Origin of the sequence: Paraburkholderia panacisoli, assembly GCF_008369935.1 — a bacterium.
GTDB lineage: Bacteria > Pseudomonadota > Gammaproteobacteria > Burkholderiales > Burkholderiaceae > Paraburkholderia > Paraburkholderia panacisoli.
Window position 1 is genome coordinate 122,319 of the sequence record NZ_VTUZ01000023.1, and the last position, 21,007, is coordinate 143,325.

Here is a 21,007-nt window from a genome sequence, read left to right on the forward strand (position 1 = left end):
CAAGGCGACAGGACTGACGCGCGAGCCAACGATGCCGAGCTGACAAAAGCGGCTGCGAGGTTGGGCCCGGCAAGGCTCCGAGCCCCATGACATACGGTGAAATAACTTCCGCGTAGCCTGGTACGGCACCCATGGCTATAGTGCGTGCATCGGATGCGATGCGCTGCTCCACGCTTCACCGCAGACGATACCTCCAGCCACTACTTTATGGCATCGTCATGGAACAACTCGGAAAATTCACGCTTTACGTCACGGCTTTCGTCATTGCCGTATCGATGGTCGAAGCCGTCTGGCTCAGCCGGAAAAACCGTAATACGGCCACGCCATTTGAATGGCACGAAGTATGGCTTTCGCTCGCCGACGTCGTTGGGCGCAAGCTGCTCGCGCTGCTGCCGCTCTCGCTCGCGACGCCTGTGTTCGCCCTGGCCTGGCAGCATCGAATCTTCACGATAGAACTCAATAGTGCGCTGACGGTGCTGGCGCTCTTCATCGGTCAGGAGTTCTGCTACTACTGGTATCACCGCACATCGCATCGCATTCGCTTCTTCTGGGCCACGCATGCCGTGCACCACTCGCCGAACCAGTTGACGCTTTCCACCGCGTACCGGCTTGGCGTGACGGGCAAGCTGTCCGGCTCGGCGATCTTTTTCGCGCCGCTCGTGTGGCTCGGCGTGCGTCCTGAAGTCGTGCTGCTGACGCTCTTCATCAACCTCATGTACCAGTTCTGGCTGCATACCACGTGGATTCCGAAGCTTGGCTGGCTCGAGTATGTGTTCAACACGCCGTCCTCTCACCGCGTGCATCATGCGTCGAATGTCGAATATCTGGATGCGAACTACGGCGGTGTACTAATTATCTTCGACCGGCTGTTTGGCACCTACGTCGAGGAACGCGCCGACGAACCCTGCCGCTACGGTCTCGTCACGCCGACCACCTCACGCAATCCGTTCGTCGTCGAGTTCGAGCATTGGGCGACACTGGTGCGGGACGTTGCGAAGGCGAAGAACGTGTGGACCGCGATCAATCACGTAATCCAGCCGCCGGGTTGGCTGCCGGATGGCCACGGCGAAACCACGGAAGAACTGCGCCGCAAGAACAAGGCAGCGCGTGGCGAGTGCGAGGTGGCCAACGGCTGACATAGTCTCTCGCGGCAAGTCGGACAGTCGGCTCGGGCACGGCAAACAGCACCTGGTGCAGGGATTCAAGCAACGCGGGCTGGACGATGGCTGCGAAAGGTTTCGGGAGCGCATCTGCAATCAGGCGGTGCGCTTCGGCCTTTTCAGGTGTCGTCCGAACCTGCGCAAGCAAGGTATTCTTCCTGCGTCGCTCGGTTGCCGCGCGTATGAGATACATAACGGCATCCACGAGCCCCCAGGCGAGGTTGCAGCCGAGCGCGGTGAACATCATCGTCCGGACTTCCCGGCGGCCCGCGGTCGCAACGCTGAGGGCGCTTGTGAACGAGAGTGCCATCAGCACACCAAAGACGATCTCACACACCCTGTCGATCGGGTCAAGCAAGGGTTCGCGCTCGTTTGACATTTTCATTGGCGCTGCTCACGTCTGTGCCTGTCCGCGGGTCGTGAGTGCCGTTTCTGATAGGTCTACTTCCCGCATCAGCTTGGTCAACGTCTCGTCATTGATCTCGTGCGCGCTGCGCGCGCATCGCCGCGAGGTTGATCTGAAATTCCAGTGACTTCCCGTCGCGGAGTGGCGTCGCCGGAAGTTCAAGGAGCCGGTGATGAACAACTGCAGTCCAGCCAGCAGAACTCCGGGCTTACACGCATTGCCGCAAACGAACCTGCCTGAAGTCCCAGCCCAAGCGCGGCGTGAGCGCGCGCAGTCACGCAATTTCTGTGGTCGTGTCGCCAAAAGATTGGAATGGCCACGATGCGGGCGTGCGATTGATCCGCCGCGGCCAAACACGATCAGGGGCGCGCTTTTCGCCGTTGCGGCGCTGCAAGTGTGTCCGCCAGTACAGCTTCGATCGTCGACGCGGCCAGCGTTTTTCGAACGCCGTCGTCGATGGCGCCATAGACCTGGCTGAGCGTCGACCCAATGCCACGTCCGATAGGGCATGCCTGGCTAGGTTTTGAAGGGTGAAGAGCGAAGTGCGTGCCTTCTTCGAGTGCATCGAAGACGTCGAGCAAGCTGATCGAGTCTGCGCTTCGGGTCAAGCGCCACCCCGCGCTGACGCCGCGATAGCTCTCGACTAGCCCCGCTTTCGCAAGTAGCCCGAGCGTGCGGCGAATCACCACCGGGTTGGTGTTGACGCTCACAGCGATCCGGTCGGACGTGACTGGATCGGGATTGTTCCGCGCTACGAGCGCCATCCACGTCAGGATGTGAGTCGCCACGGTCAAGCGGCTGTTGGCGCTCATGTCGTGCCCATATTAGTCAGTTTAGTTGTAACAATATGCGTTACAACGTGGATTGTCAATCCGCGTACCTGACGTATCCGCAGATTCTCGAGATCTCACGTAAGACTTGTGCTGACAAAGTGGATGGTTTATGGTGTAACTATTATTGTTACATCATGATCGTTGTGGCGATACACGAACGTTTCTATGGCGTTCGTACGAATTGGAAATGGCGCATCAACGCCACCATCACATTCAACATCGAAACGAGAAACCCGCAGATGTCTACACTCTTCGACCCCGTTCAGATCGGCGCGCTAAACCTGTCGAACCGCATTATCATGGCGCCGCTCACTCGAATGCGCGCGTTCAGCGAACGCAGTCCGGGGCCGCTCAATGCGCAGCATTACGCTTTGCGCGCAAGCGCAGGGCTAGTCATTACCGAAGCCACGTCGGTCACGCCTCAAGGCGTCGGCTATCCGAACACGCCGGGCATCTGGACCGAGAGGCAGATTGTCGGCTGGAAAGAGGTGACTTCGGCAGTACACGATGCGGGCGGTCTGATCGTCTCGCAGCTGTGGCATGTAGGTCGAGTCTCCGACCCGCTCTACCATGGCGGCGAGCTTCCCGTCGCCCCCAGCGCCATTGCGCCGGAAGGTTATGTCACCCTTGTGCGGCCAAAGCGTCAGTACAGCGTTCCGCGTGCGCTGGAAACCGATGAGATTCCGGGCGTCGTCGAGGATTTCCGGGTCGGCGCCGCAAACGCGAAACGTGCTGGCTTCGACGGTGTCGAACTGCACGCGGCGAATGGCTATTTGTTCGATCAGTTTCTGCACGACGGATCGAACCAGCGGACCGACCGTTATGGTGGCTCGATCGAAAACCGCGCGCGCTTCCTGCTGGAAGCCGTCGACGCTCTGCTGACGGTGTGGCCAGCCGAGCGCGTCGGTGTACATCTGAACCTGATGTCGAGTTCGTATTCGATGCACGACTCAAACCCGCGCGCGCTGTTCACGTATGTGGCCGAACAACTCGACGCGCGCCATATCGCTTTCATTTTCGCGCGCGAGTCGCTGGATCGCGGCGACGGTCGCATCGGCCGTGACGTGCGGCGCATCTTCAAGGGCGCCTATATTCTCAACGAGGGGTTGACGAAGGAGAGCGCAGAGCAGGCGATACAACGCGGCGAAGCGGACGCAGCGGCGTTTGGACGTCCCTTTATCGCCAATCCCGATCTGGTGGGGCGCTTCCTGCGCGGTGCGCCGCTCAATAAGATCAATGTCGAAACCATCTATACGGATGACGAAACCGGCTACAACGACTATCCATTGCTCGACGAAGCCGCTGAAGCGTACAACCGGTAGAAGGGAACTCGCGGGCGGTAGACGTCCAGATGACGTGAATAAGTGATCGTTGGTGTCGACGGAGGGCGGAGCCTCCGTCAATCAGGGGATTTTTCGACGTGACAAATGTCAAGGTCACTAACCGGTGGGCAGGACCTGGATCGATAGAGCCTTGCAGTTGCTTTATCGCAAAGCCGTGCTATCTGTTTGCATAAAGATTCGCGTCCGGGATATGGCGAGACGGATCGGCGAGATCGCCGCTATGAGGAGTACTTTGCACTGCACACGCATTCCTTTTTCGCCACCCCATTTCGGGCTTCGATCGCCTTGATGCTGCTTGCAAAAGCCTTTTCGAGAACGCGCTTGCCGACGGTTCGTAGCACGAACCCGAGCACACGTCCCTTGATGTTTTTTCCTTCGCGGATCACGACCGCGTCCAGCGCAGTCGTCCCGTCGGGCAGACGCGTAAATCTGTAGGTATGGCCCGACCAACCTCCCCATACGTTGGAGTCGGTTGTCTTCATCACGACACAATCGGAATCGGACCAGTCGTAGTGCAGGCGTTCCCAGATTCCGCCTGAACCCTCTGTGACATCGGCCTCAGAGGCGCCCAGCTGATGAACCTGGAGGTATTCATCGGCGCTGTTGCCAAAGAGCTTCGTGCGGCCAGGCCCGAAGTCTGTGAGGGCGGCGATAAACTGCTCGGGCATCAAAGTGGTCTTGTAGTGAAAGTGGATCGTTGACATGATGAGTTTCGTCGTTTGGACAACTAGAAAGCAAGCCGATGTGTTCTGCGTATCTAATGGAACTGGCCGGCATAGGCCGCCTGTCAGTCGAGCAACCGGCTGACGTTGCGCGGCTGAGTCCGTGTCAGTTTGGCCGCGCGTTTCGAGCGGAAACTGGACAGTCACCGGCAAAGGCAGTCGAACGCCTGCGACTTGAAGCAGCGCGCCGGATGCTGGAGGAAAACCGACACACGATCGACCGTATCGCCGGTGCGACGGGGTTCTCCGATCCGCGGCGGATGCGCGAGGCGTTCGTTCGGATATTCGGGCAACCGTCGCAAGCATTTCGTCGCAACGCGAGGATCATTCCAGGAGCGAGCTGAAGGGGTCAACGGCCCGCATCGGATTGAACTGCCGCTTGATCGGACGTAGCGTCCGGCCGTCGTCGATTGTGCCGCGAGGCATTCGTACCCTCGTGATTTTGTGTGTTTGTCCGCATGGCCGTATCAGCAGTTCGATGTGTCAAACGGGCGGATAGCGCGGACCGTATCTCCAGGCCGCCGCCCCGGCTTCGACTAATCAACGCATGATCCATTGCGGCCACGACATGGACTTACCCGACGAGCAGCTTCGGATAGCGCTTCGGCGGCCTGTCTTCCAGAATGTCGCGTCCCCGCGCAGTGTCTGCGTATAGGCGCCCGTGAACGATCCTGCCGTCCTGGACCTTGAATAGAAATAGATGTTCGTTTTCCATCAAATAACCGTTGAGCGCTTTTGCTCGCGTAATGACTGGAACGATGATGTAATCGTCTGCTTCGAGGACCGCTCTGGTGTCGTAAGTGAAAGTCTCCCACTTCTCATAAACGTGCTTCCAGAACGCAAGAAACTCTTGTTTTCCCTGATAGCTTCCGCCGTAGGGCAGCGAGTCGGAGAACTCGAAGACAACATCGTCGTCAAGTAATGCGATGAGGTCGGTTTTGTCGTTGCGCTCGAACCCGCTAAACGCCTTCTTGCATGCATCAACAATATGAGGGTGCTTCATTCGCGTCTCCTGTTTCCCTTCCGGACTAAGTGGGCAATGTTGTGCATATGCACATAAACCGGGGCAACCTATCCGCGAGGGATGAGTTGCCGAAGGCGGCATACGCCGCCAACTCCTGTTCGTTCGGCGCGTGCCTAGTCTTGAGCGACAGCGCCTTCGCCGTCAGCCCACGGGCTGAATCCGCTGTTCAGCACGTTACGCAGGGCATTGCGCAGCGCGACTGCTCGCTTTGCGCCGTAGTGACCTTCAAATTCCTGCTGAACCGCCTGCCACAACGGCAACGCCGTGCGATAGCGCGCACTGCCTGCGATGGTAATCACGATCATCTTCACGCGGCGATCCTGTCCGGGGACCATTTCGAGGAGCCCGTCGCGCTCTAGCGGTTTCAGGTTCGAAGAGAGCGTCGTGCGGTCCATCGCCAAGGCGGAGGCCAGGTCGCCCATCGCGATAGGTCCGTCTTTGGCGAGCTTGTAGAGAATCGAGAACTGCGTGGCTCGCAGATTCGCTGGGGCGAGGGCCTGGTCATATGCCGCTGTCAGATACCGGGATGCCTTGCGTGCCGCAAGACAATTGCAACGCCCATCGATATCTTCCAGCGGTTCACTTTGGATTCGCATGTCATATTCGCTAAGGTTTCGTCGAACTCGGGAATATACGCCTGGCTTAGCGGCCATCGTCAGAAACACTGATGTAATCTTGGCGTGACGCACGCGCCGGTGTAGCGGGTTTGAGCGGAGCCCATCCAAGGTGTCGCGCGATGAGTTGGGCTGTTTGCGCCGGTTGCTCCAGATGCGGCCAATGACCGGAATGAGCGACGATGCGAAAACTCGCGGCCGGAAAGCGCTCGCGGCATTCGGCGGCGACCTGCTCAATCGTGACCACGGGGTCGTCCTGGGCGCCGATCACCATGGTCGGCCCACGAAACGCGCACGGTTCATTGCCACGCGAATCGCCGAGCGTGAACGCGTCGTAGTACTGGCGAACGGTGGCCTTGTTCATCAATACATGGGGCGCGGTCAGTGAATCGAGTTGATCGCTGTTCAGATGAGTCGCGAATGAAACACGAATCTGGCGCTGGACAACTGGGTCGTCACCGCATTCTCGCAGCAGATTGCGTACTTCATCCGGCAATGTGTTTCCACGCAATGGTGCGGGCGTGATCAGCGTCAACGACTCGACCTGCGCGGCGCGTTCACTGGCGACGAGTTCTGCGATCTGCGCACCCATGCTGTGTCCAACCAGCGCTACGCGCGACAGTCGCATGTCGTCGAGCACATGCACGATATCGGCGACCGCTTGCGTCAGAGTGCACGCGTTGTCTTCATTGCGACGATCACCTGCGCCGCGAAGATCGCGCGCGATCACAGGCATCGAAGAGGGCGCAAGCGCCTCGATCAGGTCGTTCCAGACCGTGTGATTGTCGAGAAAGCCATGGATGAAGATCAGCGCGTCGTACTTCGGCTGATCCGGATCATTCGTCAGATCGGATACTGCTGTCATGATCGTTTCCTCGACAAAGGTGCTTGTCAAACATCGGTCCCAGTCATAATATGAGTATATCAACGTATTGTAAAGACGGAGTTCGAGATGGTCAGCAAGACTGACATAGAGTTCGCCGGAGAAGGAGGCGTCACCGTGCGCGGCTGGCTGTTTGCGCCCACCGCGACGGAGCGTCGTGCAGCGATATCGATGTGTCACGGATTCGCCGCCGTCAAGGAGCACGGCCTTGAGCGTTTCGCGGCTGCTTTCGCGGAAGCAGGCTTTGTTGTCCTCGTTCATGATCATCGAAACTTTGGTTCGAGCGATGGCGCGCCGCGCCAGGACATCGATCCGTGGGCGCAGATCGCCGATTGGCGCAGAGCCATCAGCTATCTCGAGAGCCGGCCTGAAGTGGACCCTGCGCGCATCGGAATCTGGGGCAGCAGTTTTAGTGGCGGACACGCACTGGTGCTCGCCGCGACGGACCGCCGCGTCAAATGCGTCGTTTCGCAGGTTCCGACCATCAGCGGTTTCGACCAGGTTCGTCGCCGCGTCGCGCCCGATGCGATGCCCGCCTATCTGGCCAATGTGACCGAGGATCTGCGCGAGCAGTATCGCGGCCACGCTCCGCGCGTTCAGGCCGTTGTTAGTGCAGACGCAAGCGTTCCTGCTGCTTATCGGTCGCCCGAAGCGATTGCATTCTATTCGCAGCCGCTCGCGGGTGCGGCGTGGGAAAACCGCGTCACGCTGCGCTCGTCGTTTGCCGCGAGCATGTATGAGCCAGGCATATGGGTAAGCCGCATTTCGCCGACACCCCTTCTGATGGTCGTTGCGAATGACGATCGCGTAACGATGACCGATCTCGAACTCGAAGCCTACGAACGTGCGCTCGAACCGAAGCGACTCGTGCTGGTTCCGGGCCATCACTTCGATCCGTATGACGCGGCATTCGATATCGCAAGCGGTGCAGCCGTAGACTGGCTCACGCTGCATCTGGCCGATGGCGATGCGGCCCGGCGCAAATTGATCTGACGGACAGATCGCACTGCAATCACTTAAGGCAAATGGAGAACACACATGCCGGTATTCCACGCACACATTCCCAAAGGGCGTTTCACGCGCGAGCAGAAGATTGCAATGGGCAATGCACTCAACATGTCACTGGTCGAAGCGCTCGGCATCCCGAAAGGTGACCGGTTCATCATGATCAGCGAACACGGTGACGATGAACTGTTCATCGATCCCACGTTCATGGAGATGAAGCGAAGCGAGAACGCAATGATCGTGACGGTCTTGCTGGGCGCGCATCGCCCCGCGTCGGACAAGAAAGCGTTGCTGGCGATGATCACGCGTCTGTTGGAGCAGGACGTCGGTGTGTCGCCCGACGATGTTTTCATCGCGCTCGTGCCCGTGCCGAACGAGAACTTCTCGTTCGGCCGCGGAGTCGCACAACTCAGCGATATCGCGCCGAAGTGGTAATCAGCATCACGTCGACCGGGTCTTCACGCTAGATTCTCGTGGACGCCCGGTTACTGACGCGCGGGCCGCTCTTTGTCGAAGTGGGTGATTGCCGCCGAGCGCGGCCAGCACGAAACTGCGCCGGCGCGCGAGACGGCCTTTGTGAGCCGCAAAGGAATTCTGGCGAAATGTTCTGCGAAGCCCTGCGACGCCGCGATAGTTCGATGCCGGCGAGATACGCCGGGTGACTTATTGCAAACGCCGCGTCAGACAATCGCTACGAAAAAAGTCATTTTGGGCAAGGTCTCAACTCCTGCGAAGAGGTGACAGAACACGCCGTCAGCCGCTTTACACGCAGAATGCCAGGCGATAGCGGCGCGCCAACTCGGCGGCCGTATCGCGCATAAGTGCTACATCGGTCTCCAGCGCGGTGCCGATTGCATCGGCGAGACCATCCGCGACCGTCGTCGCAGCGATGCCTTGCGGCTCCCACGTTGCGGCGAAGGCCGCCTGCTTGGTCGCCTGCTGCGCCTCGCTTGCATGAACGAGATTGATGCGCGGCCGCGCGAAGGCCATCGCGACGATCCGTCCGTGCAGGCTGCTGCCACAGTACACGCGGGCGTACGCGATGAGAGCGCAGATGTCCCAGAGGTGCAGCGAAGTAAAAAGGTGCACCGGCGTGCCGCGCAGACGCGCAGCGAGACGCCGATATACATCAAGGTCATCGTGCCAGGGCGCGGCGCCTGCGCGAAACATGACCACACCCAGCCCATTGGTCTTTGCCGTGCGCCCGATCTGGCAAGCGAGGACGTCGAGCGTGGCATCGTCGCCGAAGCTGGCGTCGAATTGCAGCGCTGCATAGCCTTGCGGATATGCGTCGCGCAGCGGCTTGACCGCATCGCCGGCCGCCCGTTCGTGTATCCGTGCGCCGAACAACTCCGCGACCATGACGACGGGGTCGGGTACGAGCGGCGCTTCGATGTTGGCTGCGCGCAGATGCGCCTGCGTCTGCCGATCGCGCACGCTGAGATGCGCGGCACGCCTGATCTTGCTCAGAACCTCATTGCGAAAAGCGGGTTCCCGTCGGTCCAGATCCGCGCCACCGACGGCGTGAAAAGAGGTCGTGTTCACGCAAATCTGCGGAAACGAAGCCGTTGAAATGATATAAGGCGCACGCGACGCCGTGCCGCAATGCGCCATCGCCCATGCCAGCGGATCGCGCCGCCATTGCTTCTCTTCTGCAATCATTGTGCGCACGCGTTCGGGCCGCGCAAGCATGACCGTGGCTTCCCATGCGTCACACGTGAGCAGCTCGCCGCCCACATGAATCACGTTCAGCGATTTTCCGCGCGACCACGCGCCGAGGTTTGCGAACGCGCATGGGGCATGACCGCCCCACGCGCGCAAGTCGCGTGTAACGAGCCCTGCGTACAGTACGTCGCTCGGCGCGAGCATCCGTGCAACGATGTGAGGGAACAACAGATCGCCGAAGTTATGGCGGTCGAACGCCCCGAACAGGACGGTGTGGACGCGACGTTTGGCATGATCGGGCATGACAGAAACTCGGGCGGTAAGGGCGCAGACCGGCTCTACGCGGCGGCGCAGACGCGAGGCCGAGGCCGTCTTGATATCCGGGCGTGCGTGGCGACCGCGCGGACCGATCATGACGAGCGGCGGCCGTCGCCTGGCCCAATCCGTCAAGACGGGTTTGCCAGCTTGTAGTTACCCACATCATCATCGCGAAACGCGGTAACCTGGCATACGTCATGTCCCGTATGCGAGCGAGATGGTCGGCAAACGACAGACGGATGATCGGTCGCGGTGCGATCTGGAGGGTCAGGACAGCAAATTCCAGGACGTCAGGTTGCTCCGCCGCTTCGTAACCGTGCCAGCTTTGGACCAGCATGGGAAAACGATCCCCTTCGCGTGTCAGGACTGGGCCTCAACCAACGCAGCCTACCGGTTCCCGTCTAGTGACCGTGTCAGCGAACACGCTATCCTCCGCGGACATTTCAATGCGACGACGAGGCTTCGATGTTATGCAGAAGCTGTTCGGGGATGTAGGTATTCCGGAATTCTCTGAGGTGGCTCAGCCTAACGCGTCGTTCCCGCCAAACTCATTCAGTGTGACCGGGGTAGGTTGCGTTGCATCCGCTCCATGCGGGCGCAGCCACACTTCGCACTATCGGCGCTGGTGAACGTGTCGGCATTGCGGCGTAGTCGTCATCTGGCCCGCAAAAGAAAACGCCTGTGCTTGTCACACAGGCGTTTCCGTGGCCCCGCTACCGCGCCCCAATGAACGATTTCTCGTTCGCTTCTGATCAGGGGCCGGCTTCCGCGCGGCTCCCTTTCAGTATAGGACGCGCAGCGGGATATCCAAGTCGACGAAACTAGAGTTCGAGTGAGTCGAGGAAGGTACGCATAGGCGTCTTGCCATACCCGTCGCATGCGCGGTCGGAGCAAGCGTCATCAGTACGGTCAGTTGGGCGATTCTTCTCGACTCTCCAGCTTTTCCGCGCCGGATCGCCTCGTCGATCGCCTCGTCTAAACGCCGATCGCTGCTTCGCGGTGAACCCGGCAATCTTCGGCATCGGATGGCCGACATTGCGAACGCGCGCATCCATGGTTCCGCCTCCGATTAAAAGTGTCAGTTCACTGTCTCAAAATTGAGTGTACGATACTGTATAAATATACAGGTTTTTGAACCACTCATGTCCACCGCTATCTCTCCGGCTGAAGAAATACACCCGTCCCTATGGCGGGCGTCCCAGCTCGCGCGTGGTCGTGAACGGGTCGTGGACACGGGATACCCGGCGCTGTCCGCCGAACTGCCGGGCGGCGGCTGGCCGGTCGGCGCGCTCGTGGACCTGCTGGTGCAGCAGGCGGGCGTCGGGGAGCTTCGGCTTCTGCGACCCGCGCTCAGCGCCGCAGGAAACCGGCCGGTCGCTTTGGTGCAGCCGCCACATACGCCCGATGGGCTCGGCCTGAGTTACATCGGTCTTTCCATCGGACAGGTGCTGCGCATCAGGGCACAGAAGACGGCTGACGCACTCTGGTCCGCGGAGCAGATTCTGCGGGCCGGCAGTTGCAGCGCGCTGGTTTTCTGGACGCAGTACGCGAAGTCGTCGTCGCTCAGGCGCCTGCACCTTGCGGCGCAGTCGTCGGAAACGCTGTTCGTGATGGTGAGGCCGCTCGCGGCCGCGCAGGATTCATCGCCTGCGCTCTTACGGCTGGCGTTACGACCATCATCGGACGGCCTGACCGTCGATATCGTGAAACGACGAGGGCCCGCTCGCGCAGAGCCCCTGTCGATTCCTCTTCAACCCACCCCCGTTCTGCTTTCCCGCCATGCGCGTCTTTCTCGCCGTCCACTTGCCGAAGTTGCCGCTCGAGGTCTTCCGACCGAAGTGGTCGTCTGAGCCGCCTCACGGGAGTGCCGTGCTTGAAAAAGACAAGGTGATGATCGCTGACAGCACTGCGCGAGCCGCCGGCGTGCGCCTCGGGATGAAGCGCGGTGGCGTGCTCACCCTGTCGCCGGAGACGGAAATGCACGCGCGGGACGTGGGGCGGGAGGAAGCCGCCCAGCGTGAGGTAGGCATGGCGTTGATGCGCTTCTCGCCAGAAGTCGCGCTGCTCGATGAGGCGAGCGTCGTTGTCGAAGTCGGCGCGAGTTTGCGTCTGTTCGGCGGCCTGCTCGCCTTATGCCGCGAGGCAAAAGCGGTGCTCGCGACGCTCGGGTTCACCGCGCGCATCAGCGCGGCGCCGACCGGGCAGGGCGCGTGGCTGCTCGCGAAGCACGGCAACCGGCGCGTGCTCAAGCTCGCTTCGCTCGAACAGCGGTTGTCCGTGCTGCCGATGACCGCAGTCCCTGAGATCCGGCCATTCGCCGACTGGTTTTCCGGGCTTGGCTGCGAGACCATCGCCGAGGTCAGACGCCTGCCGCGTGCAGGTCTGCAACGCCGCTGTGGCGAGCATCTGCTCGATTCGCTCGATCGCGCGTTCGGCACGGCGCCCGAACTCTTCGACTGGCTCGAACTGCCGCCGACGTTCTCTGCGCGCATCGAAATGCCGGACCGGCTCGAACATGCCGACGGTGCCGTGTTCGGTGCGCATCGGCTTATCGTGCAGCTTTGCGGATGGCTCTGTGCGAAGCAACTGGCGACCACGGCGATCAGGCTTCTGCTGGAACACGAACGCGGCCGCGACGCCATCGAACCGACCGTCATCGACATCGCGCTGGGCGAGCCGACGTGGAAAGAGGAACATCTCGTCAGGCTGCTCAAGGAGCGCCTGCATCGTATCGAGTTGAGCGCACCCGTTATCGCGCTGCGTCTGGACGCGTCAAAGGTGGAAACCGCCGCGCCGGCTTCGGACACGCTCTTTCCCGAACCCGGCGGCTCCAAAGAGGACCATGCGCGATTGCTCGAACTGCTGGTCGCGCGGCTCGGCGAGGAGAATGTCCTGCGGCCCGCGCCAACGGCGGACCATCGTCCTGAGATTGCCAACCGCTGGGTGCCGGTGACGCAGCAGGCAAAGCTGGAACAATTGCCGGAAGGGTTGCCGCGACCCACATGGATGCTCGACAACCCCGTGCGGCTGTTGATGCGTCAGCATCGTCCGTTTTATGGCTCGCCACTGCGCATGGTTTCGCCCGGCGAGCGGATCGAGAGCGGCTGGTTCGATGGCGAACTGGTCACGCGCGACTACTTCGTCGCCCAGGCGGACGACCAGAGCTGCTACTGGATTTACCGCGAACGCGTGAGCAGCCGCGATGCGGAAGACGAACCCCGCTGGTTTCTGCATGGCCTCTTTGGATGAAGCGCCATGGACACCACCTTCAATGTTCTGCCGGCGTACGCCGAGCTTTTCTGCTTTTCGAATTTCACGTTTCTGCACGGCGCTTCGCATGCTGAAGAGCTATCCGGACGGGCGGCACAACTCGGCTATTCGGCGCTCGCCGTAACCGACGAATGTTCGCTGGCCGGTGTCGTGCGTGCGCATGTCGCTGCGAAGGAAGCGAAGCTGCCGTTTATCGTCGGGTCGTATTTTCGACTCGTGAACGCTGACGGGTCTCTAGCGTTCGGGCTGATTCTGCTCGCCAGAAACCGCGAAGGATACGGCAACCTGTCCGAGCTCATCACGCTGGCGCGCACACGGGCGCCGAAGGGCGAATACAGGCTCACACCTCAGGACCTGTCACGCCCCGACAAGGAATACCGGCACCTGCTCGGCATGCCGGATTGCTTCGCGATTCTGGTACCGGACTTTCCTGCGAAAGAAGATGTGCTGGCCGCACAGGTCGAGTGGCTCGATGACACGTTCACGGGCCGCGCATGGGTCGGCCTCGTGCTCCATCAGCGGGCGATGGACGACATCCATCGCGGTGCAGTCGAATTTGTCGCCCGCAATCAGGATGTTCCGGTGGTTGCGCTGGGGAATGTCGTCATGCATGTGCGCTCGCGCAAGCCGCTGCAGGACACCATGACGGCCATCCGCGTCGGCAAGCCGGTTCACGAATGCGGATACGACCTCGCGCCAAACGCCGAGCAGCATCTGCGCTCAAGACTTCGTCTTGCCAATCTGTATCCGGACGACGCGCTTGCCGCAACTGTCGATATCGCAAGCCGCTGCGCGTTTTCGCTGGATGAGCTGCGCTACGAGTATCCGGACGAACTGGTCCCGGCGGGCTTTACACCCACGGCTTACCTTCGCCAGGAAACCTACTTCGGCGCGCAGCGGCGCTTTCCATCGGGCATTCCGCACACGGTGCAGAAGCAGATCGAGCACGAACTCGAACTCATCGCCGACCTGCAATACGAGCCGTATTTCCTCACGGTGTACGACATCGTGCGCTTCGCACGTAGCCAGCACATCCTCTGCCAGGGACGTGGCTCCGCGGCGAACTCGGCGGTCTGTTATTGCCTGGGCGTCACCGAGGTGGACCCGGCGCGCGGCAACATGCTGTTCGAACGCTTCATTTCAAAGGAGCGGGGTGAGCCGCCCGATATCGACGTCGACTTCGAGCATCAACGGCGCGAAGAAGTCATCCAGTACATCTACCGCAAGTACGGACGCGATCGCGCGGCCATTGCTGCGGCGATTTCGACCTATCGTCCGCGCGGCGCGCTGCGCGAAACCGGCAAGGCGCTGGGCGTGGACCCGCAGATCGTCGACCTCGTCGCGAAATCGCATCACTGGTTCGACACGAGTCAGGACCTGCTCAAGCGCTTCGCAGAGTCCGGGCTCGATCCGGAGAAACCGCTGATCCAGGCCTGGGCGAGACTTGCGTCACAGTTGCTCGGTTTTCCGCGTCACCTGTCGCAGCATTCGGGCGGCTTCGTGATCAGTCGCGGCAAGCTGACGCGGCTGGTGCCCGTTGAGAATGCCGCGATGGCGGACCGGTCCGTCATCGAATGGGACAAGGACGACCTCGAATCGCTTGGCCTTCTGAAAATCGACGTGCTTGCACTCGGCATGCTGTCGGCGATCCGGCGCACGCTGGACATCGTGTCGGAGCAGCGCGGAGAGCACTTCGAGATGCAGGACATACCCGCCGAGGATTCCCAAACCTACGACATGATCTCGGCCGCGGACACGGTCGGTGTATTCCAGATCGAGTCGCGAGCCCAGATGAGCATGCTGCCGCGCATGCGGCCACGCACGTTCTACGATCTGGTCATCGAAGTCGCGATCGTGCGGCCGGGTCCGATTCAGGGCGGCGCGGTGCATCCCTATCTGCAACGCAGGCAGGGCTTCGAGCCGGTGACGTATCCAAGCGAGGCACTAAAGACAGCTCTCGGGCGAACTCTTGGCGTGCCGATCTTTCAGGAGCAGGTCATGCAGGTCGCGATTCTCGCAGCCGGTTTCACCGCAGGCGAAGCCGATCAGCTGCGGCGTGCGATGGCCGCCTGGAAGCGCAAGGGCGGACTGGAGAAGTATTACGACCGTATTGTGAACGGCATGCAGCAGCGCGGCTACGAGATTGCGTTCGCTGAATCCATCTTCGAGCAGATCAAGGGGTTTGGGGAGTACGGCTTTCCGGAAAGCCATGCGGCCAGTTTTGCGTTACTGGTCTACACGAGCAGCTGGCTGAAGTGCCACGAGCCCGAAGCGTTTCTTACCGCGATGCTGAACAGCCAGCCCATGGGCTTCTACTCGCCATCGCAGCTCGTGCAGGACGCGCAGCGCCACGGTGTCAAAGTCCTGCCAGTCGACGTGACGGTGAGCAACTGGGACTCGGTATTGGTGTCGTTGCCCAAAGCCAGGCGACCGGCGGTCCGCCTCGGTATGTCGCTGTTGCGCGGCATGAAGGATGGCGCAGCGGAGCGCATCGAGAACGCGAGGGCGGTGCGGCCATTTACCAGCGTCAAGGATCTGGCACGCCGCTCGCAACTGGACCGGAAAGACCTTCATGTGCTGGCCGATGCCAATGCGCTGGCATCGCTCGCCGGTAATCGCCGTGAAGCGTTGTGGCAGTCGGTCGCCGCTGTGCCGGACAAGGACATGCTCGCGGCGGCCGCGGTCGAGGACGAAACACCGGAGCTTGGCGCGCCGAGCGAAGCGAACGACATCGTGGCCGACTACCGGTCGGTTGGTCTGACTTTAGGCCGCCATCCGCTCGAACTGCTGCGGCCGCAACTGCTTGCCAACCGGTTGATGCCGGCGTCGACGTTGCGTGGCTATCGCGATGGGCGGCTCGCGCGTGGATGCGGGATCGTCACGGTGCGTCAGCGGCCCGGTACGGCGAAGGGCGTGATGTTCGTGACGCTCGAAGACGAAACGGGCAACGTCAATGTGATCGTGTGGCCGAGTCTGTTCGAGAAGCAGCGCAAGGAAGCATTGGGCGCATCGCTGCTGGCGGTCTATGGCGTCTGGCAATGCCAGGGTGAAGTGCGCCATCTGGTTGCGCAGCGGCTCGTCGACATGTCGCATCTGCTGGGCGGCCTGGTGAGCACGAGCAGGGACTTCTGCTGATCCAGCGACGATCGCGAATGTGCTAGTTTCTGGATGGCGTCACCGATCATTGCGGAGGACTCGAATGTGCTATTCAGCCCAGATTCAGGCCGACTATCGTAAATACGTCCGGATGTTCGGTGCCCAGATGAGCATCCATGAGTTCGCGCGGCTTTTTTTCGAGCGGGCTGAGGGCAGCAAGGCGAAGATTCCCAAAGGGATTGAAGACGCATTCGCGAATCCTCAGTCGGATGACGAGCGCGAGATCAAGGCGCTCATCGACAGGTTCAATGCTGAACAGACGTCGAAGCTCGAACAGGACCTGTTCAAACAGCGAAAGCGACTGGCGGACGCCGAGCGTTCACTGCAGGCCAAAGTGACGAAGGCCGCGATCGAGAGTCAGCGAATCGCAACTGACAAGATCGCGTGGACGCGAGGCAAGCTGGACGATATCCAGCGTACTGAACCAGAGGAGCGTGATTCACGTATCTTCCCAGGGCACTATGCGCCGGTTCTGGTGATGGAAGACGGTCAGCGCGTGATCAAACCAATGCGCTATCAATGCCGCATTGCGGGCAAGCCGGCTTCATACGACGTGAAGTACCCTGGCACGTACAACGCGCGCCGCGATAGCCTGGAGGGTTTCTGGAAACCGCTTTTTGGCCACTCGCACGGCATCCTTGTGTTGAACGCCTTTTACGAGAATGTGAGCAAAGCCAGGATGGAGGGCAGGGAGCTTGCCGAGGGCGAGAAGGATGAGAACGTCGTCCTTGAGTTCCGGCCGAATCCGGCGCATGAGATGCTCGTCGCCTGCCTCTGGTCGCGCTGGTCCGCACCGGGTGAACCCGACCTGCTGTCATTTGCTGCGATTACAGACGAGCCGCCGTCAGAGGTTGCGGCCGCAGGACATGACCGATGCATCATCCCTATCAAACCGGAGAATCTCGACGCATGGCTGAATCCTGATGCACTGGATCTGGCGACACTGCACGCGATTCTTGATGATCGGGACCGGCCGTATTATGAGCATCAGCTCGCGGCGTGAGCGCCGTGCGCCGACCTCTACGGGCAGCCGGCCCCCGCACCACGATCTCACGCTCAATGGCGCTGGGGCTCATTTGACGAGGAATCTGGGTTAAGCGTCGTTGATGATGGGTGCCTCGAGAAGACAACCAAACTCACGGGCAAAATCGACAGAGACGCGCGCATGGACGGCGCCCTGCTTGTCAAAGAACCGCTGTGTCCCGCTCAGCGTGAACACACCTTCATGCCAGATGTTTGGATGAATGTAGAGACCCTGCTGTCCGTCGAAGCGAAAGCACACGAACTTCTCCGGCGTGACGTCGTCCCCGGGCAATGCCAATGGCACGTAGAACGGGCGACGGTCGAGAGGAAAGAATAGTTGTCCACCGTCCGGATGGTAGTTCGCGTGCCAAAGCAGCATGCGTTCCGGTGCATTGGTGTGGTCGTCGCGGGCGGCTTCAGGCTCCCTCGCGTACGCGAGAATGTAGTGGCCGCCTACAGCCTCATTTCGACCGTAGAGAATGTCCCCGCTCCATTCGCTCACGAATGTGCCTTCGGTTGTGCCTGCCTCGTCACCGGTTCCCGGATCGATGGGCCTTGATCCCACTGAAGGCCACTGCACGATCTCGATCGGGCACTCGCCCGGATTTGCCACGAGTCTGCCAAATCCGTCGAGCGTTGTCGGGGTCGCGTCGACCACGGGCATTGACACGTGCCGGAGCCCAGCAGGAAGGGCGGGATTGAGGTAATCGATCTGTTGGGACATTCGCACAGTTTACACGAGTCAAATATATCGGCTAGCCGATGATTGGGCGTGCATTCTGGGACGTCGCCCGCGGCGGCGCCTTGAAATTCCGACGAGCGCCTGAAACCCCCGGCGCAGAAGACTCGCGCTGATTTGTGATCAGGCGGCGACAAACCGTCTCTCGAGCCAGCGCGTGATTTGCGAAATCGGATAGCAGTAGGCAAAAAAGATCACCAGCGTCGCGACGTACGTGAGTACGGTGAAACTCGAACGGGCGACGGTGCTGCTCGCAATCTGCGCAGTATCGATCAGATCGTGAATGCCGACCAGCGACGACAACGCCGTGCCCATCGTGATGATCGCGTAGACATTCATCCACGGCGGCAACATGCGCCGCACGCACTGCGGCAACACGACATGCAGCAGAATCTGCGTGCGCGAGAACGCGAGCGAGCTGGCGGCTTCCCACTGGGTTGTCGGGATGGACGCCACCGCGCCGCGAAATACCTCAGCGATATTCGCGCTGGCCGGCAGTGCGAGGCCCAGCGTGACCTTGAGCCAATCGGGAAACGGCAGCGTGGTGCCAAATACGGTGAACTCGAACGGGAACACGTAGGTGGTGAAGTAGATCAGCACGAGCCACGGCGCGTTGCGAAATGCCTGCACCCAGAGCTTCGCGAGCCGTCCCGCGAACGAGTTCGAAAGCGCGAGTGCGCCCACCACGAGTCCGATCGCGGAGCCGATCGCGATGGCACCGACACTGATCAGCACATTCAGTGCAAATCCATGCGCGAGCGCCGGCGTCCATTCGACAAAGCGTGCGAGCGTTTCGGCGCGTGAGCCGGACTCGGGCGCGACGGCCCACAGCAGCGCGCCGACGATCAGTACGCCGAGCGCGGTGGCCATGCCGGACGCGAATCGGTGGCCAGCCTGTTTTCCGCGCGTGCCGTGTTCGGGCACGGGCGCCAGTTCGGCAAGGGTAGGGGTGACGATTGCTTTAGGCGCCATAACCAGGAATCCATAAACGTCGTTCGAGCCAGCGTCCCGCGAGACTGACCAGCCATGTCAGCAGACCGAAAAACAGCAGAATCAGGATCATGAGCGCGAGCACGTTGTCGCGTTGCGTCCATATCATGATCGACTGATAGGTGATGTCGCCGACCGCGATTGCCGAGGCGAGCGCCGACGCCTTCACGAGTTCGACGAAGTTGTTCACGAGCGCCGGCAACGCCGTGCGAAACGCAAGCGGCAACTCGATGCGCCAAAAACGCGTCGCACGGTCGAAGCCGAGCGACGCGGCGCCTTCGAGCGTTTGCGACGGCAAGGCGTCGAAACCGGCGCGCAGCGCCTCTGCATGGAACGCGCCCTTGTGCAGCGATAACACCAGCACGACCCAGAAGAACGGCTTGAATGGGTTGTCGAGATGGCTGTCGCGCAACCATTGCGTGATCAGCATGTTCAGCACGAGGAACGCGCAATACAGCTGCACGAGCGTGGGTGTATTGCGCGTCAGTTCGACGAACGCGCGCGCCGCGCCGGCAATCCACCGATTCTTGCCACGCAAGGCGAGCAGCAGCAATAGCCCGGCGAGCGCGCTGCCGCACATCGTGGCAACGACGATCTCGATGCTCACCACGATTCCTTGCAGAAACGGGACCCGCTCATACGCGTCGAGCAGGAAGCGGAAGTCGAGCCCGACGCGGGCCGTCGCATCGATCAGCGCATGCAGCGAAGGCGCCATGTTCATTGCTCCGCTGGCAATTGCCGGTGCCATTCAGCGAGCGCCGGCGAAGGCGGGGTCAGGCCGTTCTTCGCTTCGTCCTCGATCAGCCAGCCGGTGCGATGCCAGTCGCGCACGATCGCGTCGAGCTTCGCCGCCGTGTCCTTTTCGCCCTGGCGAACCCAGATTACGGACGGCGCAGGTTCGAGTTCCGGCTGGATCGTGCGGTAGTCACGCCACTCGGGGTCATGCTGCTGCAACGGATAAAGCAGCGGTGCAGCGTCATGCACCGCCGCGACGCAACTGCCGCCGCGCAGCGCGAGCAGAGATTGTGCAGCGCCCGGGAAGGCGCGCGGCACCGCACCGTATTTCTCGACAACCGGACGAATATAACTGCTGCCCTGCGAAATGCAGACGGGCTTGCCGCGCAGATCCTCCCACTTCGTGATGCCACTCGATTTCGGCGTGATCGCTGTGGCGCCCACGCGATAGTACGGCGTCGGCACGTGATCGAGAATCTCGCCGCGCTGCGCGTTGTATTCCATGTTCGCGATCAGGATGTCGACCTTGCCCTGCTGCAGGAACTGCACGCGCGTCGACGGCTGCACCGACACCAGCTGTACCTTCACGCCGAGCCGTTTGCCGATGTCGTTGGCCAGGTCCACATTGACGCCGCGAGGTTGCTGGGTTTGCGGATCGAGCGAGCCGAACGGGCTGCCGCCGATCAGTACGCCCACCGTGATTTCATGGCGCGAGGCAATCTTGTCGAGGGTCTGGTCCGCGTGGGCCGGCGCAGTCGCGGCCACGGCGAAGGCGGCCGCGATCCATGCCGTGTGGGCGATTTGTTTGCGTCGTGCCGCTTTCAATAATGTCATAGCGATCGGATGAATAGAGGAGGGGAGGCGCACGTCTGTCAAACGGCGCAGTTGCAGCGGCATACGCTAAGTCAGTTTCGATGCCCTGCAAACCAAATGAATCTGCTAAGCAAACCACGTGGACGTTAAAGCGTGACGCAACGCGCTAGTCCATTGAACCAATTAAATTGCACCGATCTAAAGGTGCATGGGCAAAATGAATCTGAGTGAAGCCGAGCGCGAAGAACTGCTGTCGATGCAGCGCAGCCGAACGATGGCCGTTGGCCAGGTAAGGCGAGCGCGGTTGA

At 61.0% G+C, this 21,007-nt stretch carries 19 protein-coding genes and 1 pseudogene; 10 read left to right on the plus strand and 10 right to left on the minus strand.

The window, feature by feature from the left end:
- Positions 1–218: 218 nt before the first annotated feature.
- A complete protein-coding gene (locus FVF58_RS29630) occupies positions 219–1,136 on the plus strand; it encodes a sterol desaturase family protein (protein WP_149673323.1) in 918 nt (305 codons plus the stop codon).
- Between the two features lie 789 nt (positions 1,137–1,925).
- Here the strand turns inward: FVF58_RS29630 and FVF58_RS29640 are convergent.
- Positions 1,926–2,378, minus strand: coding sequence for an Rrf2 family transcriptional regulator (locus FVF58_RS29640; protein ID WP_149673324.1), 453 nt, complete (start codon positions 2,376–2,378; stop codon positions 1,926–1,928).
- Positions 2,379–2,638: 260 nt separating this feature from the next.
- Between FVF58_RS29640 and FVF58_RS29645 the strand changes: the two genes are divergently transcribed.
- Positions 2,639–3,721 (plus strand): alkene reductase, encoded by a 1,083-nt coding sequence (locus FVF58_RS29645; RefSeq protein ID WP_149673325.1) that lies wholly within the window; start codon positions 2,639–2,641, stop codon positions 3,719–3,721.
- Between the two features lie 239 nt (positions 3,722–3,960).
- Here FVF58_RS29645 and FVF58_RS29650 read toward each other — a convergent pair whose 3' ends face one another.
- Positions 3,961–4,446, minus strand: a complete 486-nt coding sequence (locus tag FVF58_RS29650; RefSeq protein WP_149673326.1) for a hypothetical protein — start codon at positions 4,444–4,446, stop codon at positions 3,961–3,963.
- A gap of 80 nt (positions 4,447–4,526) precedes the next feature.
- Here FVF58_RS29650 and FVF58_RS29655 point away from each other — a divergent pair.
- Positions 4,527–4,808, plus strand: a pseudogene (locus FVF58_RS29655) (helix-turn-helix domain-containing protein); the annotation flags it as partial.
- Positions 4,809–5,038: 230 nt separating this feature from the next.
- On the opposite strand, the gene FVF58_RS29660 reads toward FVF58_RS29655, so the two are convergent.
- The 3 genes from FVF58_RS29660 to FVF58_RS29670 form a co-directional block, all read right to left on the minus strand.
- A complete protein-coding gene (locus tag FVF58_RS29660) occupies positions 5,039–5,467 on the minus strand; it encodes a nuclear transport factor 2 family protein (protein ID WP_149673328.1) in 429 nt (142 codons plus the stop codon).
- Positions 5,468–5,601: 134 nt separating this feature from the next.
- Positions 5,602–6,084, minus strand: coding sequence for a MarR family winged helix-turn-helix transcriptional regulator (locus tag FVF58_RS29665; RefSeq protein ID WP_149673356.1), 483 nt, complete (start codon positions 6,082–6,084; stop codon positions 5,602–5,604).
- 46 nt (positions 6,085–6,130) lie between these two features.
- Positions 6,131–6,967, minus strand: coding sequence for an alpha/beta fold hydrolase (locus FVF58_RS29670; RefSeq protein ID WP_149673329.1), 837 nt, complete (start codon positions 6,965–6,967; stop codon positions 6,131–6,133).
- Between the two features lie 87 nt (positions 6,968–7,054).
- Here FVF58_RS29670 and FVF58_RS29675 point away from each other — a divergent pair, with 87 nt between their 5' ends.
- On the plus strand, positions 7,055–7,978 hold the full coding sequence (locus FVF58_RS29675; protein WP_149673330.1) for an alpha/beta hydrolase: 924 nt from the start codon (positions 7,055–7,057) through the stop codon (positions 7,976–7,978).
- A gap of 45 nt (positions 7,979–8,023) precedes the next feature.
- Positions 8,024–8,425 (plus strand): tautomerase family protein, encoded by a 402-nt coding sequence (locus FVF58_RS29680; RefSeq protein WP_149673331.1) that lies wholly within the window; start codon positions 8,024–8,026, stop codon positions 8,423–8,425.
- A gap of 327 nt (positions 8,426–8,752) precedes the next feature.
- Here FVF58_RS29680 and FVF58_RS29685 read toward each other — a convergent pair whose 3' ends face one another.
- Entirely contained in the window at positions 8,753–9,958 is a 1,206-nt protein-coding gene (locus tag FVF58_RS29685; RefSeq protein WP_149673332.1) for a polysaccharide pyruvyl transferase family protein, read from the minus strand.
- Between the two features lie 232 nt (positions 9,959–10,190).
- Between FVF58_RS29685 and FVF58_RS54855 the strand changes: the two genes are divergently transcribed.
- The 5 genes from FVF58_RS54855 to FVF58_RS29710 all read left to right on the plus strand — a co-directional run bounded on the left by FVF58_RS54855 (position 10,191) and on the right by FVF58_RS29710 (position 17,402).
- Positions 10,191–10,487, plus strand: coding sequence for a transposase DNA-binding-containing protein (locus tag FVF58_RS54855; protein ID WP_149673333.1), 297 nt, complete (start codon positions 10,191–10,193; stop codon positions 10,485–10,487).
- 628 nt (positions 10,488–11,115) lie between these two features.
- Positions 11,116–11,823: a translesion DNA synthesis-associated protein ImuA gene (imuA, locus tag FVF58_RS29695; protein WP_149673334.1), complete on the plus strand. Its 708-nt coding sequence runs from the start codon at positions 11,116–11,118 to the stop codon at positions 11,821–11,823.
- Positions 11,753–13,222 carry a Y-family DNA polymerase gene (locus FVF58_RS29700; protein WP_149673335.1) on the plus strand — a complete coding sequence of 490 codons (1,470 nt, stop codon included), beginning with the start codon at positions 11,753–11,755 and terminating at the stop codon, positions 13,220–13,222. The genes imuA and FVF58_RS29700 overlap by 71 nt, the downstream gene beginning before the upstream one ends.
- A gap of 6 nt (positions 13,223–13,228) precedes the next feature.
- Positions 13,229–16,378: an error-prone DNA polymerase gene (locus FVF58_RS29705; protein ID WP_149673336.1), complete on the plus strand. Its 3,150-nt coding sequence runs from the start codon at positions 13,229–13,231 to the stop codon at positions 16,376–16,378.
- 64 nt (positions 16,379–16,442) lie between these two features.
- A complete protein-coding gene (locus FVF58_RS29710) occupies positions 16,443–17,402 on the plus strand; it encodes an SOS response-associated peptidase family protein (protein WP_149673337.1) in 960 nt (319 codons plus the stop codon).
- Positions 17,403–17,492: 90 nt separating this feature from the next.
- On the opposite strand, the gene FVF58_RS29715 is transcribed toward FVF58_RS29710, so the two are convergent.
- The 4 genes from FVF58_RS29715 to FVF58_RS29730 all read right to left on the minus strand — a co-directional run bounded on the left by FVF58_RS29715 (position 17,493) and on the right by FVF58_RS29730 (position 20,720).
- On the minus strand, positions 17,493–18,146 hold the full coding sequence (locus FVF58_RS29715; protein WP_149673338.1) for an ureidoglycolate lyase: 654 nt from the start codon (positions 18,144–18,146) through the stop codon (positions 17,493–17,495).
- 138 nt (positions 18,147–18,284) lie between these two features.
- The gene (locus tag FVF58_RS29720) at positions 18,285–19,031 is read right to left on the minus strand and encodes an amino acid ABC transporter permease (RefSeq protein WP_188130966.1); all 747 of its coding nucleotides are present in this window, start codon (positions 19,029–19,031) and stop codon (positions 18,285–18,287) included.
- Between the two features lie 91 nt (positions 19,032–19,122).
- On the minus strand, positions 19,123–19,866 hold the full coding sequence (locus FVF58_RS29725; RefSeq protein WP_149673340.1) for an amino acid ABC transporter permease: 744 nt from the start codon (positions 19,864–19,866) through the stop codon (positions 19,123–19,125).
- Positions 19,867–19,868: 2 nt separating this feature from the next.
- Positions 19,869–20,720 (minus strand): transporter substrate-binding domain-containing protein, encoded by an 852-nt coding sequence (locus FVF58_RS29730; protein ID WP_149673341.1) that lies wholly within the window; start codon positions 20,718–20,720, stop codon positions 19,869–19,871.
- Positions 20,721–21,007 lie beyond the last annotated feature (287 nt).

Excerpts from the sequence above, each read along its gene's own strand:
- FVF58_RS29630 (WP_149673323.1), top strand. The coding sequence starts at position 219 with ATGGAACAACTCGGAAAATTCACGCTTTACGTCACGGCTTTCGTCATT.
- FVF58_RS29640 (WP_149673324.1), bottom strand. The coding sequence starts at position 2,378 with ATGAGCGCCAACAGCCGCTTGACCGTGGCGACTCACATCCTGACGTGG.
- FVF58_RS29645 (WP_149673325.1), top strand. The coding sequence starts at position 2,639 with ATGTCTACACTCTTCGACCCCGTTCAGATCGGCGCGCTAAACCTGTCG.
- FVF58_RS29650 (WP_149673326.1), bottom strand. The coding sequence starts at position 4,446 with ATGTCAACGATCCACTTTCACTACAAGACCACTTTGATGCCCGAGCAG.
- FVF58_RS29660 (WP_149673328.1), bottom strand. The coding sequence starts at position 5,467 with ATGAAGCACCCTCATATTGTTGATGCATGCAAGAAGGCGTTTAGCGGG.
- FVF58_RS29665 (WP_149673356.1), bottom strand. The coding sequence starts at position 6,084 with ATGCGAATCCAAAGTGAACCGCTGGAAGATATCGATGGGCGTTGCAAT.
- FVF58_RS29670 (WP_149673329.1), bottom strand. The coding sequence starts at position 6,967 with ATGACAGCAGTATCCGATCTGACGAATGATCCGGATCAGCCGAAGTAC.
- FVF58_RS29675 (WP_149673330.1), top strand. The coding sequence starts at position 7,055 with ATGGTCAGCAAGACTGACATAGAGTTCGCCGGAGAAGGAGGCGTCACC.
- FVF58_RS29680 (WP_149673331.1), top strand. The coding sequence starts at position 8,024 with ATGCCGGTATTCCACGCACACATTCCCAAAGGGCGTTTCACGCGCGAG.
- FVF58_RS29685 (WP_149673332.1), bottom strand. The coding sequence starts at position 9,958 with ATGCCCGATCATGCCAAACGTCGCGTCCACACCGTCCTGTTCGGGGCG.
- FVF58_RS54855 (WP_149673333.1), top strand. The coding sequence starts at position 10,191 with ATGGTCGGCAAACGACAGACGGATGATCGGTCGCGGTGCGATCTGGAG.
- imuA (WP_149673334.1), top strand. The coding sequence starts at position 11,116 with ATGTCCACCGCTATCTCTCCGGCTGAAGAAATACACCCGTCCCTATGG.
- FVF58_RS29700 (WP_149673335.1), top strand. The coding sequence starts at position 11,753 with ATGCGCGTCTTTCTCGCCGTCCACTTGCCGAAGTTGCCGCTCGAGGTC.
- FVF58_RS29705 (WP_149673336.1), top strand. The coding sequence starts at position 13,229 with ATGGACACCACCTTCAATGTTCTGCCGGCGTACGCCGAGCTTTTCTGC.
- FVF58_RS29710 (WP_149673337.1), top strand. The coding sequence starts at position 16,443 with ATGTGCTATTCAGCCCAGATTCAGGCCGACTATCGTAAATACGTCCGG.
- FVF58_RS29715 (WP_149673338.1), bottom strand. The coding sequence starts at position 18,146 with ATGTCCCAACAGATCGATTACCTCAATCCCGCCCTTCCTGCTGGGCTC.
- FVF58_RS29720 (WP_188130966.1), bottom strand. The coding sequence starts at position 19,031 with ATGGCCACCGCGCTCGGCGTACTGATCGTCGGCGCGCTGCTGTGGGCC.
- FVF58_RS29725 (WP_149673340.1), bottom strand. The coding sequence starts at position 19,866 with ATGGCGCCTTCGCTGCATGCGCTGATCGATGCGACGGCCCGCGTCGGG.
- FVF58_RS29730 (WP_149673341.1), bottom strand. The coding sequence starts at position 20,720 with ATGACATTATTGAAAGCGGCACGACGCAAACAAATCGCCCACACGGCA.